Source organism: Mixta calida (assembly GCF_002953215.1).
GTDB classification, from domain to species: Bacteria; Pseudomonadota; Gammaproteobacteria; order Enterobacterales; family Enterobacteriaceae; genus Mixta; species Mixta calida.
The window spans coordinates 1,420,544-1,435,775 of record NZ_CP026378.1; the positions used below are offsets into that span (position 1 = coordinate 1,420,544).

The following is a 15,232-nucleotide window of genomic DNA, read 5'->3' on the forward strand; positions in this document are numbered from 1 at the left end:
AGATAACAGAAGGCGAGGCGCCGCAGCTTTTGCGGCCCCGTCTTTTCAGCGGTTACAGCACTTCGCGGCGAATGGTTTCCGCAATGCCCGGCTCCAGGTTGGTGCCGATAACGCGCGCGGCGCGCGCTTTGATCGCTTCGTCGGCGTTGCCCATCGCCACGCCCAGGCCGACGTTTTCCAGCATGCTGAGATCGTTATAGTTGTCGCCGAACGCCAGCACATCCTTCATCGTCATCCCCTGCGATTCAACCCATTCCGCCAGCCGCTTGCCTTTGCTGTTGCCCGCCTGGGCGATATCCACCTGATCGTGCCATGACCATTCGCAGGCCAGCCCCAGCGTCTGTTCGACATTGTCGGCGAACTGCTGCAGGGCGCGCGTATCGGGATGGGAAAGGGCGAACTTCCAGATGGCCTGCGCCTCGCGCGCGGCGTCAGCGAGATTCGGCACCTGCAAAAACAGCGGACGCTGATGCGCCGGCAGCGACTCCGCCCACAGCAGGGTGCGCTCAACGTGTCCGGTCGGCGTCTGGTAGAGCATCGCGTCATCCACGTAGAGCAGCCCGTGGATCGCCTGCTCGTCGAGCATGTCGATGACCTTCAGCGCCTGCGATTTGTCCAGCGGATCGGCAGAGAGCACTTTTTTTGCCTGATAATCATACAAATAGGTGCCGTTACAGCAGATTGCAGGTGTATCCAGCGCCAGCGCCTGATAAAAAGGATGGATGGCGCAGTGGTGGCGCCCGGTCACGATAAGGATTTTGACCCCGGCCCGTTTTGCCTCGGCAAGCGCCTCCAGCGATTCGGGAAGAATGGTTTTACGCGGCGTCAGCAGCGTACCGTCCAGGTCGAGGGCAATTACGCGATAGCTCATAATTAATTCCGCCAGTCATTATTCGCAAAGCAGCGATGTTACACCCTGCGACGCCTCGCCGCCAAATCGCCGCAGCAGAAACAATCCAACGGGCTGCGGCAAAACGCGCTAACCTTTGCCACAGGCCAACCATTACAGGTAATGAGATAAGGAGAATTCATGAAGCAAGTTGTTTACACCGCCAGTCCGGAAAGCCAGCAGATTCACGTCTGGCGAATGAATGAAGAGGGCGCGCTGACGCTGTTGCAGGTCGTGGACGTGGCGGGGCAGGTGCAGCCGATGGTGGTGAATCCGACTCAGCCGTTTCTGTATGTTGGCGTACGACCGCAGTTCCGCGTGATCGCTTACCGCATTGCTGACGACGGCACCCTGACCGAAGCGGGCCAGGCGCCGCTGCCGGGCAGCCCGACCCATATTTCTACCGATCTGCACGGCAATTTCCTGTTTTGCGGCTCCTATAATGACGCCTGCGTCAGCATCAGTCCCATCGGCGCCGACGGCGTACCGCTGGCGCCGAGCCAGGTGATCGACGGCCTGGAAGGCTGTCATTCGGCCAATATCGGCAGCGACAACCAGACGCTGTTCGTCCCTGCCCTGAAGCAGGATCGTATCTGCCTGTTCGACGTTCACGCCGCGGGCAAGCTGACGCCGCACGCGCAGCCGCAGGTTACCACCGTCGAGGGCGCAGGCCCGCGCCATATGGTGTTCCATCCTAACCGCCAGTACGCCTACTGCGTCAACGAGCTTAACAGCACGGTCGACGTCTGGCAGCTGAGCAACGCCAACGGCCAGGTAGAGCGCGTGCAGAGTCTGGATATGCAGCCTGCGGATTTCACGGGCACGCGCTGGGCCGCCGACATCCATCTGACCCCGGATGGCCGTCATCTCTACGCCTGCGATCGCACCTCCAGCACGCTGACCATTTTCAGCGTCAGCGAAGATGGCGGTCTGCTGACGCTGGAAGGCCATCAGCCGACCGAAACTCAGCCGCGCGGCTTTAATATTGATAAAAGCGGGCGCTATCTGGTCGCCGCCGGACAGAAATCGCACCACATCGAAGTCTATCGCATCGGCGAAGGGCAGGGACTGCTGACGCCGCTGGCGCGCTACGCGGTCGGCCAGGGCCCGATGTGGGTGGTGATCCACGCGCTGTAAAACTTGGGCCGCCTCGCAGTTTTGTCTGCGCGGCGGCGCAATCCGGCGCGTCAGCAGGTGATTCTGCAACGCGGGCTGGAAAGTGGCGAAAGCCGGGTAATTTGCGGCTATTACTGGGAGAGCGACATCGACGCCGCGCGCGTAATGGCCGCCGCGGTAGTGGCAAGGCTGCGCGCTAAAACAAAATTTAATCAGCAGATGGAGAAAGCGAAGGCGGAATTTAAGCGCCTGAGCGTGGGCAGGGGGTCGTCGGCTGAAAATGTGTTTGAACAGGAACAGATTAAGTATTAAAAGTTAACTTCAGGCGCTCGTTTTCACTGACAGCGAGCGCCTGTACAGGCCCTGAAAGCGTTTTACCTTGCAGTCAGCTTGGACAAGGAAAAATTGGGCGTCTATGAATATTAAATTTTTCGTTCTGATATTTTTATTCGGCCTGGTTGATAGGTCTGATTAGCCAAAGTGTGGATAGTTTCCTGAAAATAATATAATGGCGGTAGACGTTCCGGGATTACAGTATATATTATTGGCGCCTGTCCATTCTTCTACGTTATTACCTCTACTATCAAAGATATTGCTGGAGTGGCGTAATCCATTTAAATTCATGGCGCCAGCTATTTTTTCAATTCTGCTTCATTTGGTTTGTTCATGCATTTCTCCTTTTTCTAAATATCACAGCCATGTTCTTTTATCTTTAAAAACATAACTCCGAATTCTTCTTTTCTTAATATATCGCCCTGTAAAACGGTGACACTCCCATGATGAGGTTTGAAGGCATTCAACCACTTCCTGTCAATTCGCCACAATCCACAGGCGGCATACAGCTTCGCTTCATTCGTTGCCTTATTTGAGGTTAATATTTTCTTGAATGTCGCCTCGCTTTTTTTACCCAGACGAGCTATCTCTTGATAGTAATATTCTCCAGAGGATTTTTTTCCAGCGAAGCCCTGGTATCCCAGAGAGAACCAGGTTACCTCAGATAGCTTAATCTCTGCATCTGTGGCGTAAGCCTGAAACGATAAGCTTATAAGCAAGCACGTTGATAATTTATTCATCCTGACCGCTCCTTTAAATTTTTTTATAATAAAAGAAGATGAGTAACATTTAAGCCCGTCACATAACGATCTATTATCGGGTTAGGTGATGATTGATAGGGAATTTAAGATGAATTATAAGGAAGGATATATAAACTGTGGGGGAAAAGATCACCGATTAATATAACCCACCGCCCAATTCCAGGAAATAACGCTGATATTTATTGGTCGGTAAAAAGTGCCCGTTAATACATTCGGGGCAGCTCGCCGGGCGGGGCGCAGTCGCGCCCCGCAGGCAGCGTTAGCTGTACATCACGGTAATCGAGGCGCTGGCGAGACGATGGAAATGGACGTTAAAGCCCACCATCGCGCCGCTGGCGTTTTCGTCCACCTCGATTTTGTCCACGTCCAGCGCGTGAACGGTAAAAATATAGCGGTGGCTTTCGCCCTGCGGCGGCGCGGCGCCGCCGTAGCCCGCCTTACCGAAGTCCGTGCGCGTCTGAATCGCCTCTTCCGGCAACGCCGCCTGGCCAGAGCCAGCGCCCTGCGGCAGCACCGTGACATCGGCGGGAATATTCGCCACCACCCAGTGCCACCAGCCGGAGCCGGTCGGCGCGTCGGGATCGTAGCAGGTGACGACGAAGCTTTTCGTGCCTTCCGGCACCTCGTCCCATGCGAGGTGCGGGGAAATATTATCGCCCTGGTAGCCCATGCCGTTGAAGACGTGGCGCGCCGGCATCTTCTCCCCGTCGTTGAAATTGTGACTGTAAATCCTCATCGCATCTCCGTTTTATTGATGTAAAAACTTCAGCAGTTCTTCTGCGGTAACGGCTGATGAGGTGGGGTTCTGACCGGTAATCAGATGCCCGTCGGTAACGGCGAAAGCGCCCCAGTCTTCAGTGCGCTCAAACAGTCCACCCTGTTTTTTCAGCTCATCCTCCACCAGGAAAGGCACCACGTTCGTCAGCCCAACGGCCTCTTCTTCGCTGTTGGTGAAGCCGGTCACCCGTTTGCCCGCCACCAGCGGCGTGCCGTCCGGCTTTTTCACATGGCGCAGCACGCCGGGCGCATGACATACCGCCGCCACCGGCTTGCCGTTGGCGAACAGATTCTCAATCAGCGCAATGCTGTGCTTATCCTCGGCCAGATCCCACAGCGGGCCGTGACCGCCCGGATAAAATACCGCGTCGAACTTGCTGCCATCAATAGTTTCAAGACGTTGTGTATTCGCCAGCGCCTGCTGAGCGGCGACGTCGTGACGAAAACGGTTAGTATCATGCGTCTGAGCGTCCGGCTCGTCGCTTTTCGGATCGAGCGGCGGCTGTCCGCCCTGCGGCGACGCCAACACCACGCTGATGCCGGCATCTTTAAAGATGTAATAAGGCGCGACAAACTCTTCCAGCCAGAAACCGGTTTTTTTGCCGGTTTCGCCCAGTTTGTCGTGGGAGGTTAACACCATCAAAATTTTCATTACTGCTCTCCCGGTTGATCTGACGCGACACGAATGACCAGCTTGCCGAAGTTTTTACCTTCCAGCATGCCGGTAAAGGCCTCCGGCGCGTTCTCCAGATCGTCAACGATATGTTCACGGAATACCAGACGATCTTCCGCCACCCATTGGCTCATCTGACGGAAAAACTCGTCAAAGCGATCGCCATAATCCTGATTAATGATAAAGCCCTGCACGCGCAGCCGTTTACGCAGGATCGCGCTTTGCAGCAGCGGCAGATGATCGCGTCCCTCCGGCAGGTCGGTGCTGTTATAGTCGGCGATCAGGCCGCAGACCGGAATGCGCCCTTTGGTGTTCATCAGCGGCAGCACCGCGTTAAACACTTTGCCGCCGACGTTTTCAAAATAGACGTCGATGCCGTCAGGGCAGTGCTGTTTCAGCTGTTCCGCCAGATCGTCCTGACGGTGGTCGACGCAGTGATCGAAGCCCAGCGTCTCTTTGGCGTAGCGGCACTTTTCCGCGCCGCCAGCGATGCCGACGACTTTGCAGCCTTTCAGCTTCGCGATTTGACCCACCACCGAGCCGACGGCGCCGGTCGCGGCGGCCACCACTACGGTTTCGCCCGGCTGTGGATTGCCGATATCCAGCAGGCCCATATAGGCGGTAAAGCCGGTCATACCCAGCAGGCTCAGCCCCCAGGAAGGATGCTCCAGTACCGGCCCTTGTAATTTAACCAGGCCTTTGCCGTCCGACAGGGCGTAATCCTGCCAGCCGCTCTGGCTGACCACCCAGTCGCCCGGCTGATAGTCGGCATGTTTCGACTGTTCGACAATCGCTACCGTGCCGCCGCCCAGCACATCGTCGACGGCGAAAGGTTCGACATAGGAGGGCGCGTCGCTCATGCGGCCGCGCATATAGGGATCGAGCGACAGGTACACCGTCCGCAGCAGCACTTCGCCGTCGTCGGGCGCAGGCACCGGCTGCGTGTCAAAACGGAAGTTCGCTTCGGTCGGCGCGCCGTGCGGGCGCGAGGCCAGAAGCACGCGGCGATTGCGCTCTTTTTGCTGTGGCATGACTTACTCCTTTAGCTTGCGGGGATGCTAAAAGCGTAGTGCATCACGCCACGGTGCGCTCAAAGGACATCCACGCTCACGCCGGCAAAAAGAGATCGGGGCGATCCAGCGCCGCTTCAATAGCCTGCGTCAGCCGCGCCAGCCGATCGGCATCGATCACATAGGGCGGCATCAGATAGATCAGGCGGCCAAAGGGCCGGATCCAGACGCCCTGATCGACGAAAAAGCGCTGGATGGCGGCCATATTGACCGGCTGGCGGCTCTCAATCACGCCGATGGCGCCCAGCACGCGCGCGTCTTCAACCTGCGGATGAGAGGCCAGCGGCAGCAGCGCCGCGCGCAGCTGCCGTTCAATCGCCGCGACCTGCTGTTTCCATTCGCCTTCCTGCAACAGCGCCAGGCTCGCCTCCGCCACCGCGCAGGCGAGCGGGTTGCCCATGAAGGTCGGGCCGTGCATAAAGCAGCCCGCCGCGCCGTTGCTGATGGTGTTAGCCACCACGCGCGTAGTGAGCGTGGCGGAGAGCGTCATGGTGCCGCCGGTCAGCGCTTTCCCCAGACAGAGGATATCGGGCGCGATGTCAGCATGATCGCAGGCGAACAGCTCGCCGGTGCGGCCGAAGCCGGTGGCGATCTCGTCAGCAATCAGCAGCACCTGATGGCGATCGCACAGCTCGCGCACCCGCTGCAAATAGCGCGGATGATAAAAGCGCATTCCGCCCGCGCCCTGCACGATCGGCTCCAGAATGACCGCCGCGATGCTGTCCGCATGCGTCTCCATCAGCGCGGCGAACTCGGCGATATCTGCCTCATCCCAGCTGTCGTCAAAGCGGCGCTGCGGCGCCGGCGCGAACAGATGATTCGGCAAATAGCCCTGCCACAGGCTGTGCATGGAGTTATCCGGGTCGCAGACCGACATCGCGGAAAAAGTATCGCCGTGGTAGCCCCGGCGCAGCGTCAGAAAGCGCTGGCGCCGTTCGCCGCGCGCCTGCCAGTATTGCAGCGCCATCTTCATCGCCACTTCTACCGCTACCGAGCCGGAATCCGCCAGAAACACGCACTCCAGCGGTGCGGGCGTCATCGCCACCAGGCGGCGGCAGAGCGCCACGGCGGCAGGATGGGTAATGCCGCCGAACATGACGTGCGACATCTGCGCCATCTGCGTTTGCAGCGCCTGGTTGAGGCGCGGATGGTTATAGCCGTGAATCGCCGCCCACCATGAAGACATGCCGTCCACCAGCTGACGGCCGTCAGCCAGCTGCAGATGAACACCCTGCGCGCTGACCACCGGATAGCAGGGAAGCGGTTCGCTCATGGAGGTGTAAGGATGCCAGATATGGTCGCGGTCGAAGGCGAGATCGTCAGAAGTCATGATCACTTGTAAACCAAAAAGAAAAGATTTAGTTTACAAGTATAATTCGGTTCCACAATAAAAACGACACTTTCTGGAGTAAGCAATGGCGATGCGCTGGACGCTGGCAGAGGCTCAGGCCCTGTTTAATAAACCTTTTCTTGAACTGATGTTTGAAGCGCAGCAGGTCCACCGGCAGCACTTCGATCCGCGACAGGTGCAGGTCAGTACGCTGTTGTCGATCAAGACCGGCGCCTGCCCGGAGGATTGCAAATATTGCCCGCAGAGCGCCCGTTATAAAACCGGCCTTGAGTCGGAGCGCCTGATGGAGGTGGAAGAGGTGCTGGCCTCGGCACGTAAGGCGAAGGCGGCGGGATCGTCGCGTTTCTGCATGGGCGCGGCGTGGAAAAACCCCAACGACCGCGATATGCCTTACCTGGAAAAGATGGTGCAGGGCGTAAAGGCGTTGGGGATGGAAACCTGCATGACGCTGGGCACGCTGAGCGACGCGCAGGCGCAGCGGCTGGGCGAAGCCGGACTCGATTTTTACAACCATAACCTCGACACCTCGCCGGAGTTTTACGGCAATATCATCACCACGCGCACCTATCAGGAGCGTCTCGACACGCTGGACAAGGTGCGTGAAGCGGGGATTAAAGTCTGTTCGGGCGGCATCGTCGGCCTTGGCGAAGAGGTGAAAGATCGCGCGGCGCTGCTGGTGCAGCTGGCGAATTTGCCGACGCCGCCGGAAAGCGTGCCGATCAATATGCTGGTGAAGGTCAAAGGCACGCCGCTGGCGGAAAACGAGGATGTCGATCCGTTCGATTTTATCCGCACCATCGCGGTGGCGCGCATTATGATGCCGACCTCCCACGTACGCCTTTCCGCCGGTCGCGAGCAAATGAGCGAGCAGACCCAGGCGATGTGTTTTATGGCGGGCGCCAACTCCATTTTCTACGGCTGCAAGCTGCTGACCACGCCGAACCCGGAAGAGGATAAAGATCTGCTGCTGTTCCGCAAGCTGGGCCTCAACCCGGAGCATACCCATACCCGCGCGGGCGATAACGAGCAGCAGCAGGCGCTGGCGCAGCAGCTGGCCAATGCCGACACCGCGCACTACTACAACGCGGCGCAGTAATGAGCTGGCAACATCGCATCGCTGAGGCCCTGCAAACGCGTCGGCAGCAGCAGCGTCTGCGTCAGCGTAGCCTGCTGACGCCGGACGGCGCAGGCTGGCTGCGGCATGAAGGCCAGCGTTACCGCAACTTCGCCAGCAACGATTATCTTGGTCTGAGCGACGATGCGCGCATTATCGACGCCTGGCAGCAGGGCGCGGCGCGCTACGGCATCGGCGCCGGGGCGTCCGGGCATGTAACGGGCTATCTTCAGCCCCATGCGGCGCTGGAGGCGGAGCTGGCCGACTGGCTCGGCTATCCGTGCGCGCTGCTGTTCAATTCCGGCTACGCCGCCAACCAGGCGGTGATCGGCGCGCTGGCGGCGCAGGACGACCGCATTCTGGCGGATAAGCTGTCGCACGCGTCGCTGCTGGAGGCCGCGAGCCTTAGTCCGGCCACGCTGCGGCGCTTCGCTCATAATCAGCCGGAGAGCCTGCATCGGCTGCTGGCTTCGCCCGTCGGGGGCGAAACGCTGGTGGTGACCGAAGGCGTGTTCAGCATGGACGGCGACAGCGCGCCGCTGAGCGCGCTGCATCAGCTGACGCGGCAGGCAGGCGGCTGGCTGCTGGTGGACGACGCGCACGGCGTCGGGGTGCAGGGCGAGCAGGGGCGCGGCAGCTGCTGGCAGCAGGATGTCAGGCCGGAGCTGCTAATCGTTACCTTCGGCAAGGCGTTCGGCGTTAGCGGCGCGGCGCTGCTGTGCGATCGGCAGACCGCCGACTATCTGTTGCAGTTCGCTCGTCATCTGATCTACAGCACCGCGATGCCGCCCGCGCAGGCTGAAGCGCTGCGCGCAGCGCTTCAGGCAGTGCAGCAGGGCGACGATCTGCGCGCGCGGCTGGCGGAGAATATCGCTCGCTTCCGCCACGGCGCGCGGCAGCTTGGCCTGGCCCTGACGCCGTCAAACACTGCGATTCAACCGCTGATCGTCGGCGAGGAGGCGCGGGCGCTCGCTTTCGCCAGCCGTCTGCGGGAGCGCGGCTGCTGGGTGACGGCGATCCGTCCGCCGACGGTGCCGCCCGGCACGGCGCGGCTGCGCATCACCCTGACGGCGCGCCATACGGCGGACGATATTGACAGGCTGCTGGAGGCGCTGCATGACGCACAGAGTGAATAAGCAGGCCGTCGCGCAGGCGTTCGGTCGGGCGGCGGACGGTTACGAACGTTACGCCGATTTCCAGCGCTACAGCGGCGAACGTCTTATGGCGCTGCTGCCGCCGTCAGAGGTCGGCTCGGTGCTGGACGCGGGCTGCGGCACCGGCTGGTTCAGCCGCCGCTGGCGGGAGAAAGGGCATCAGGTGATCGCGCTGGATCTCTCGCCGGGCATGCTGGCGCAGGCGCGCCGCGACGCTTCGGCGCAGCACTACCTGCTGGGCGATATCGAGGCGCTGCCGCTGCAACGTCACAGCGTCGATATCAGCTGGAGCAACCTTGCGGTGCAGTGGTGCGACAGTCTGGCGCAGGGCATCCGCGAACTGCATCGGGTGACACGTCCCGGCGGCAGCGTGCTCTTTTCCACGCTCGCCGACGCCTCGCTGCATGAGATGCGCAGCGCCTGGCAAGCGCTGGACAACTATCAGCACGTCAACACCTTTTTACCCGAGACGGCGATTCGCGAGGCATGCGACGGACTGGCGCTGCGGCTGGAAAGCGAAACGGTGACGCAGCACTTTCCCGATGTGCTGAGCGCCTTACAGTCGCTGAAAGGCATCGGCGCTACCCATATACATCAGGGCCGCGCCAGCGGCCTGCTGACGCGTCAACGGCTGATGCAGTTGCAGCAGCACTGGCCGCAGGACGCGCAGGGCTATCGCCTCTCTTACCAACTCATTACCGGAGTGATTGATTGTGAGTAACTGCTGGTTTCTGACCGGAACCGATACGGAAGTGGGCAAAACCGTGGTCAGCAGCGCGCTGCTGCAGGCGGCGACGCGCGCGGGCTTTACCACGGCGGGCTATAAGCCGGTGGCGTCGGGCAGCGAAATGACGTCGGAAGGCATCCGCAACGGCGATGCGCTGGCGTTGCAGCGTAACAGCAGCCTGTCGCTGCGCTACGAAGAGGTGAATCCGCTGGTTTTTCTGGAGCCGACCTCGCCGCATATCGTCAGCGCCGATACCGGCCAGCCGATCGCTTTTGCACAGCTTTCCGCCGGGCTGGCGGCGCTGCGAGCGAAAGCGGAGTGGGTGTTGGTGGAAGGCGCGGGCGGCTGGTATACGCCGCTGTCAGAGCAGCATACCTTTGCCGACTGGGTAAAACAGGAACGGCTGCCGGTGATTTTGGTGGTGGGCATCAAGCTGGGCTGCATCAACCACGCTCTGCTGACGGCGGAGGCGGTGCTGAACGCAGGCCTGCCATTGGCGGGGTGGATCGCCAACGATATCCAGCCGCCGGGCAGACGGCATCAGGAGTATCTGGCGACGCTGCGCCAGCGCCTGCCCGCGCCGTTTCTCGGCGAGATCCCCTGGCTGGAGGAAGTTGAAAACGACCGGCTGGGCGACTGGCTGCGCTTGCCTGAAGTCGATCCGCACCGCTAGCTGACCGCCAGCCACTTATCCACGACCGATTCATCCAGCTCCGCAACGTGGCCCTGCGCCACGTTGCGTCCATGATGCAGCAGCAAAAAGTAATCCGCCACGCGACGAATAAACGAGACGCGCTGTTCCAGCAGCAGGATCGTCAGGCCGAACTCATGGTTAAGGCGATGCAGCAGATTGCCGGTCTCCTCCTCCAGCCACGGCGACATTCCTTCTGTCGGTTCATCCAGAATCAGCAGACGCGGCTGGAGCGTCAGCGCTCTCGCCAGCGCCAGATGCTGCTGCAATTCCAGCGGCAGTTCGCCGCTGCGCTGGTGGCGACGCTGCCACAGCGCCGGAAACAGGTCGTAAACCAGCGGCGGAATGGCGCAGTGACGATCGTCCTGACCGGCCAGCAACGCAATCAGTAAATTCTCCTCCACGCTGAGCTGCGAGAATATCTGCCGTCCCTGCGGCACATAGCCGATGCCGAGCCGGGCGCGCTTGTCCGCCGGCTGCGCCAGCAAATCTTCCGGCGGCGATCCATCCTGCTGCCACATCATGCTGCCGCTGTTGATCGGCAGATGGCCCATGATGCAGTTCACCAGCGTGGTTTTTCCCATTCCCGGCTGGCCGATAATGCCGGTGCAGGTGCCGGGCGGCAGATCGAGATCGACATCCCACAGAATATGGTTCTGACCGTAAAACTGATTAACCGAACGTAAACTCAGCATCTGATATTCCCCTTCCGTACAGTTCACATCATTCTGTCGGCCCGCTTTGCAGCCGGGCCGGAAACAGGCGTCGGCGAGTCATATCACCGTTCCTTTCCGCGATGAGCATGTTCACAGAAGGACCCGTCTTTCTTGCAATCCGCAGGCCAACAGCGGGCAAAGAGAGGAAAATGCGTGCGACGGCGGGAAGGCGTTAGCGAGAAATGGTCAATGTTGCTTAACAATTTATGCAGGGAACCGATCCTCTGCACTTTCGTAGTGCCCGTTACGCCGCGCTTATGGTGCAGGCGGCCCAGCATAAGGCAGAAAAATTTATTAATAACGGATTGACGCGGACAGCGTAAAAGTTTTGCTGATGCCGGATAGCAGGGGTTAAGGCCTAAAAATCAGGGGCAGGAAAGCGACGAAAAGGCGAAAAAAAAATATTTCATTCGCGTTACGTCGCCGGTGGGAATTTTATCCATCCCCGATGTTGCGGGGCCTGTAAACAGTTATCCACTATTCCTGTGGATAACCATGTGCATTACCGAGTGAAAACAACGTGCAGACCAGAGCGGGCGCGGCTTTTTCCTGAACTGGCGTTAAACTGGACTTTATTTATATTTTATTTATTTTCAGTAAGTTAATTAAAATCAAGCCTGCCGCCGCGCGCGCTTTTTTCCATGGCCGCTTTTGCGCTGCGCCTATTGACAAATGTTAAAGGATCACATCGGTTGGGGATAACATTGCACCTCTTAATATTATCGCTGTGTAATGATAAGCCTTAAAATCTCCGCTTTGCCTTTTTTGTGCGGATCGGGCAAAATAACTGATTATTTATCCAGTGTCCCGCGCTGGAAAAATCATCGAAGCGGAGTAAAATTACCATCCTGTCCGTGCAATCCTTCAGCAGAGACCTTCATAATGAGTAAAGCTTTTAAACTTAACTCCGCCTTTCAGCCCTCCGGCGACCAGCCTGAGGCGATCCGCCGTCTGAAAGAGGGGCTGGAGGACGGTCTGGCGCACCAGACGCTGCTGGGGGTGACCGGCTCCGGGAAAACATTCACCGTCGCCAACGTTATCGCCGATCTGAACCGGCCGACGATGGTGCTGGCGCCGAACAAGACGCTGGCCGCGCAGCTCTATGGCGAGATGAAAGAGTTTTTCCCAGATAACGCCGTTGAGTATTTCGTTTCTTACTACGACTATTATCAGCCTGAGGCTTACGTTCCCAGCTCTGATACCTTTATCGAAAAAGACGCCGCGGTGAACGAACATATCGAGCAGATGCGTCTTTCCGCCACCAAAGCGCTGCTGGAGCGGCGCGATGTGATCGTGGTGGCGTCGGTGTCCGCTATTTATGGTCTGGGCGATCCCGATCTCTATCTGAAAATGATGCTGCATCTGTCGCGCGGCATGATTATCGATCAGCGCAGCATTTTGCGTCGTCTGGCCGAGCTGCAATACAGCCGTAACGATCAGGCTTTCCAGCGCGGCACCTTCCGCGTACGCGGCGAAGTGATCGATATTTTCCCGGCGGAATCGGACGATATCGCGCTGCGCGTAGAGCTGTTCGACGAAGAGGTCGAGCGGCTCTCCTTGTTCGATCCCCTGACCGGTCAGGTGGAATCGGTGGTGCCGCGCTTCACCATCTATCCGAAAACCCACTACGTGACCCCGCGCGAGCGCATCGTGCAGGCGATGGAAGAGATCAAGCTGGAGCTGGCCGATCGCCGCAAGACCCTGCTGGCTAACAACAAGCTGCTGGAAGAACAGCGCATTACGCAGCGCACCCAGTTCGATCTGGAGATGATGAACGAGCTGGGCTACTGTTCCGGCATTGAAAACTATTCGCGCTACCTTTCCGGGCGCGGACCGGGCCAGCCGCCGCCGACCCTGTTTGACTACCTGCCGGCGGATGGCCTGCTGGTGGTGGATGAATCGCACGTCACCATTCCGCAAATCGGCGGCATGTATCGCGGCGACCGCGCGCGCAAAGAGACGCTGGTGGAGTACGGTTTCCGTCTGCCGTCCGCGCTGGATAACCGTCCGCTGAAATTTGAGGAGTTCGAGGCGCTGGCGCCGCAGACCATCTACGTATCCGCGACGCCGGGCAACTACGAGCTGGAAAAATCGGGCGGCGAAGTGATCGATCAGGTCGTGCGTCCGACCGGCCTGCTGGACCCGATTATCGAGGTGCGTCCGGTCGCCACGCAGGTGGACGACTTGCTTTCCGAAATCCGCAAGCGCGTAGCGGTGAATGAGCGCGTGCTGGTGACGACGCTGACCAAGCGCATGGCGGAGGATCTGACCGAGTATCTGGTCGAGCACGGCGAGCGTGTGCGCTACCTGCACTCCGATATCGACACCGTGGAGCGTATGGAGATTATCCGCGACCTGCGTCTGGGCGAGTTTAACGTGCTGGTGGGCATCAACCTGCTGCGTGAGGGGCTGGATATGCCGGAAGTGTCGCTGGTGGCGATCCTCGACGCCGACAAAGAGGGCTTCCTGCGCTCCGAGCGTTCGCTGATTCAGACCATCGGCCGTGCGGCGCGTAACGTCAACGGCAAGGCGATCCTTTACGGCGACAAGATCACGCCGTCAATGGCGCGCGCCATCAGCGAAACAGAACGCCGCCGCGAGAAGCAGATTGAGTACAACGCCGAACACGGCATCGTGCCGCAGGGCCTCAACAAGAAAATCACCGATATTCTTGAGCTGGGCCAGAGCGCGACCAAAGGAAAAACGCGCGGCAAACCGGCCAGCCGCAGCGTAGCGGAAGCGGAGGCGAGCTATATGGCGCTGACGCCGCAGGCGCTGCAAAAGAAAATTCATCAGCTGGAAGGGCAGATGCAGCAGCATGCGCAGAATCTGGAGTTCGAAGAGGCGGCGCGCGTGCGCGATCAGCTGCATGAGCTGCGTGAACTCTTTATCGCCGCGTCGTAAGGCGAGCGCTTCGCTAACGGCAGGCGTCCGGCATCAGCCGAGCGCCTGCAATGCTTTTTCCAGCGCCAGGCGCAGCAGCTGGCGGTCGTGACGGTAGGGAATATCCGCCGCTTCCAGCGGCTGCTGCACAATCAGACGATCCTGCACCCCCTGAGTATCGACGCGCGGGCCAACCACAACCGCGTCGATCACCTTCTTGCCAATCGCGTTTTCCATTATCGCCAGCTTATCTTCCAGCCGCAGCGCGGCGGCGGCCGGGCTGAGCTCGCGCCCCAGGTTGCCGATAAAAATCAGCGGAGCGTGAGTACGGCGCAGCGCCTGCGCCATCTCCGCCATGAGCAGCACCGGCATCAGACTGGTGAAAAAGCTGCCGGGGCCAATCAGAATCAGGTCCGCCTCGGCGACCGCCTCAATCGCCTCGCGCGTCGGCGCCACGTTGGGATGCAGCATCAGTTCCTGCGGCGCCTGTTTCAGCGTATCAATTTCCGTTTCGCCATAAACCATATTGCCTTCGCTGTCGGTCGCTACCAGGTCGACCGGCTGTTCCGACATTGGAATCAAAAAGGCATCCACCTTCAGCATATTGCGAATCAGGTTAATCGCTTCCAGCGGGCGCACGCTGAGGTGATCCAGCGCCTTCAGCATCAGGTTGCCGAGGTTGTGTCCCGCCAGCTCGCCGTTGCCGGTAAAGCGATACTCGAACATCAATGACGCGACGCCCGGCTCGGTAATGAGCTGATTCAGGCAGTTGCGCATATCGCCCCAGGCGATGCCGCCTTCCGAACGCCGAATACGTCCGGTTGAGCCGCCGTTGTCGGTGGTGGTGACGATGCCGGTCAGCCGCGAACCGAGGGGGGCGAGGGCAGACATGACGCGTCCCAGACCGTGGCCGCCGCCCAGGGCGACCACCCGATCCAGATCCGCAAGAGTACGATTACGCATAACGCTCCTGACAG

At 59.6% G+C, this 15,232-nt stretch carries 14 protein-coding genes and 1 pseudogene; 7 read left to right on the plus strand and 8 right to left on the minus strand.

The genetic code is table 11. The annotated features are described in order from the left end of the window. Positions 1 to 52 precede the first annotated feature (52 nt). Positions 53 to 871, minus strand: coding sequence for a pyridoxal phosphatase (locus tag C2E16_RS06740; RefSeq protein WP_038627303.1), 819 nt, complete (start codon positions 869 to 871; stop codon positions 53 to 55). A 159-nt stretch (positions 872 to 1,030) separates the two neighbouring features. On the opposite strand from C2E16_RS06740, the gene pgl reads away from it, so the two are divergent. After that, positions 1,031 to 2,026 carry a 6-phosphogluconolactonase gene (pgl, locus tag C2E16_RS06745; protein ID WP_038627301.1) on the plus strand — a complete coding sequence of 332 codons (996 nt, stop codon included), beginning with the start codon at positions 1,031 to 1,033 and terminating at the stop codon, positions 2,024 to 2,026. A 39-nt stretch (positions 2,027 to 2,065) separates the two neighbouring features. Further along, positions 2,066 to 2,317, plus strand: a pseudogene (locus tag C2E16_RS06750) (hypothetical protein); the annotation flags it as partial. A gap of 371 nt (positions 2,318 to 2,688) precedes the next feature. Here C2E16_RS06750 and mchS3 read toward each other — a convergent pair. The 5 genes from mchS3 to bioA all read right to left on the minus strand — a co-directional run bounded on the left by mchS3 (position 2,689) and on the right by bioA (position 6,949). Then, positions 2,689 to 3,078 (minus strand): MchS3 family protein, encoded by a 390-nt coding sequence (gene mchS3 / locus C2E16_RS06755; protein ID WP_084970765.1) that lies wholly within the window; start codon positions 3,076 to 3,078, stop codon positions 2,689 to 2,691. A 280-nt stretch (positions 3,079 to 3,358) separates the two neighbouring features. Beyond that, a complete protein-coding gene (locus tag C2E16_RS06760; RefSeq protein ID WP_084970763.1) occupies positions 3,359 to 3,835 on the minus strand; it encodes a kinase inhibitor in 477 nt (158 codons plus the stop codon). A 12-nt stretch (positions 3,836 to 3,847) separates the two neighbouring features. Further along, entirely contained in the window at positions 3,848 to 4,528 is a 681-nt protein-coding gene (locus tag C2E16_RS06765; protein ID WP_084970761.1) for a type 1 glutamine amidotransferase domain-containing protein, read from the minus strand. Beyond that, complete coding sequence (locus C2E16_RS06770; RefSeq protein WP_038627295.1) at positions 4,528 to 5,580, minus strand: NADP-dependent oxidoreductase; 1,053 nt, start codon at positions 5,578 to 5,580, stop codon at positions 4,528 to 4,530. The genes C2E16_RS06765 and C2E16_RS06770 overlap by 1 nt, the downstream gene beginning before the upstream one ends. A gap of 76 nt (positions 5,581 to 5,656) precedes the next feature. Continuing rightward, positions 5,657 to 6,949: an adenosylmethionine--8-amino-7-oxononanoate transaminase gene (gene bioA, locus C2E16_RS06775; RefSeq protein ID WP_038627294.1), complete on the minus strand. Its 1,293-nt coding sequence runs from the start codon at positions 6,947 to 6,949 to the stop codon at positions 5,657 to 5,659. Positions 6,950 to 7,034: 85 nt separating this feature from the next. Here bioA and bioB point away from each other — a divergent pair, with 85 nt between their 5' ends. Genes bioB through bioD form a run of 4 tightly spaced genes read left to right on the plus strand, consistent with a single transcriptional unit; the run spans position 7,035 to position 10,638 of the window. After that, positions 7,035 to 8,066, plus strand: coding sequence for a biotin synthase BioB (bioB, locus tag C2E16_RS06780; RefSeq protein ID WP_038627293.1), 1,032 nt, complete (start codon positions 7,035 to 7,037; stop codon positions 8,064 to 8,066). Then, complete coding sequence (bioF, locus tag C2E16_RS06785) at positions 8,066 to 9,220, plus strand: 8-amino-7-oxononanoate synthase (protein WP_038627292.1); 1,155 nt, start codon at positions 8,066 to 8,068, stop codon at positions 9,218 to 9,220. Before bioB ends, bioF begins: the two co-directional genes overlap by 1 nt. Beyond that, entirely contained in the window at positions 9,201 to 9,959 is a 759-nt protein-coding gene (bioC, locus tag C2E16_RS06790; RefSeq protein ID WP_038627291.1) for a malonyl-ACP O-methyltransferase BioC, read from the plus strand. Before bioF ends, bioC begins: the two co-directional genes overlap by 20 nt. Then, positions 9,952 to 10,638, plus strand: a complete 687-nt coding sequence (bioD, locus tag C2E16_RS06795; RefSeq protein ID WP_038627290.1) for a dethiobiotin synthase — start codon at positions 9,952 to 9,954, stop codon at positions 10,636 to 10,638. The genes bioC and bioD overlap by 8 nt, the downstream gene beginning before the upstream one ends. Here the strand turns inward: bioD and C2E16_RS06800 are convergent. Further along, positions 10,635 to 11,351, minus strand: coding sequence for an ABC transporter ATP-binding protein (locus tag C2E16_RS06800; protein ID WP_038627289.1), 717 nt, complete (start codon positions 11,349 to 11,351; stop codon positions 10,635 to 10,637). The genes bioD and C2E16_RS06800 overlap by 4 nt on opposite strands. 903 nt (positions 11,352 to 12,254) lie before the next feature. On the opposite strand from C2E16_RS06800, the gene uvrB reads away from it, so the two are divergent. Continuing rightward, positions 12,255 to 14,276, plus strand: a complete 2,022-nt coding sequence (uvrB, locus tag C2E16_RS06805) for an excinuclease ABC subunit UvrB (protein ID WP_038627287.1) — start codon at positions 12,255 to 12,257, stop codon at positions 14,274 to 14,276. A 33-nt stretch (positions 14,277 to 14,309) separates the two neighbouring features. Here uvrB and C2E16_RS06810 read toward each other — a convergent pair whose 3' ends face one another. After that, positions 14,310 to 15,218: a gluconeogenesis factor YvcK family protein gene (locus C2E16_RS06810; protein WP_084971253.1), complete on the minus strand. Its 909-nt coding sequence runs from the start codon at positions 15,216 to 15,218 to the stop codon at positions 14,310 to 14,312. Positions 15,219 to 15,232 lie beyond the last annotated feature (14 nt).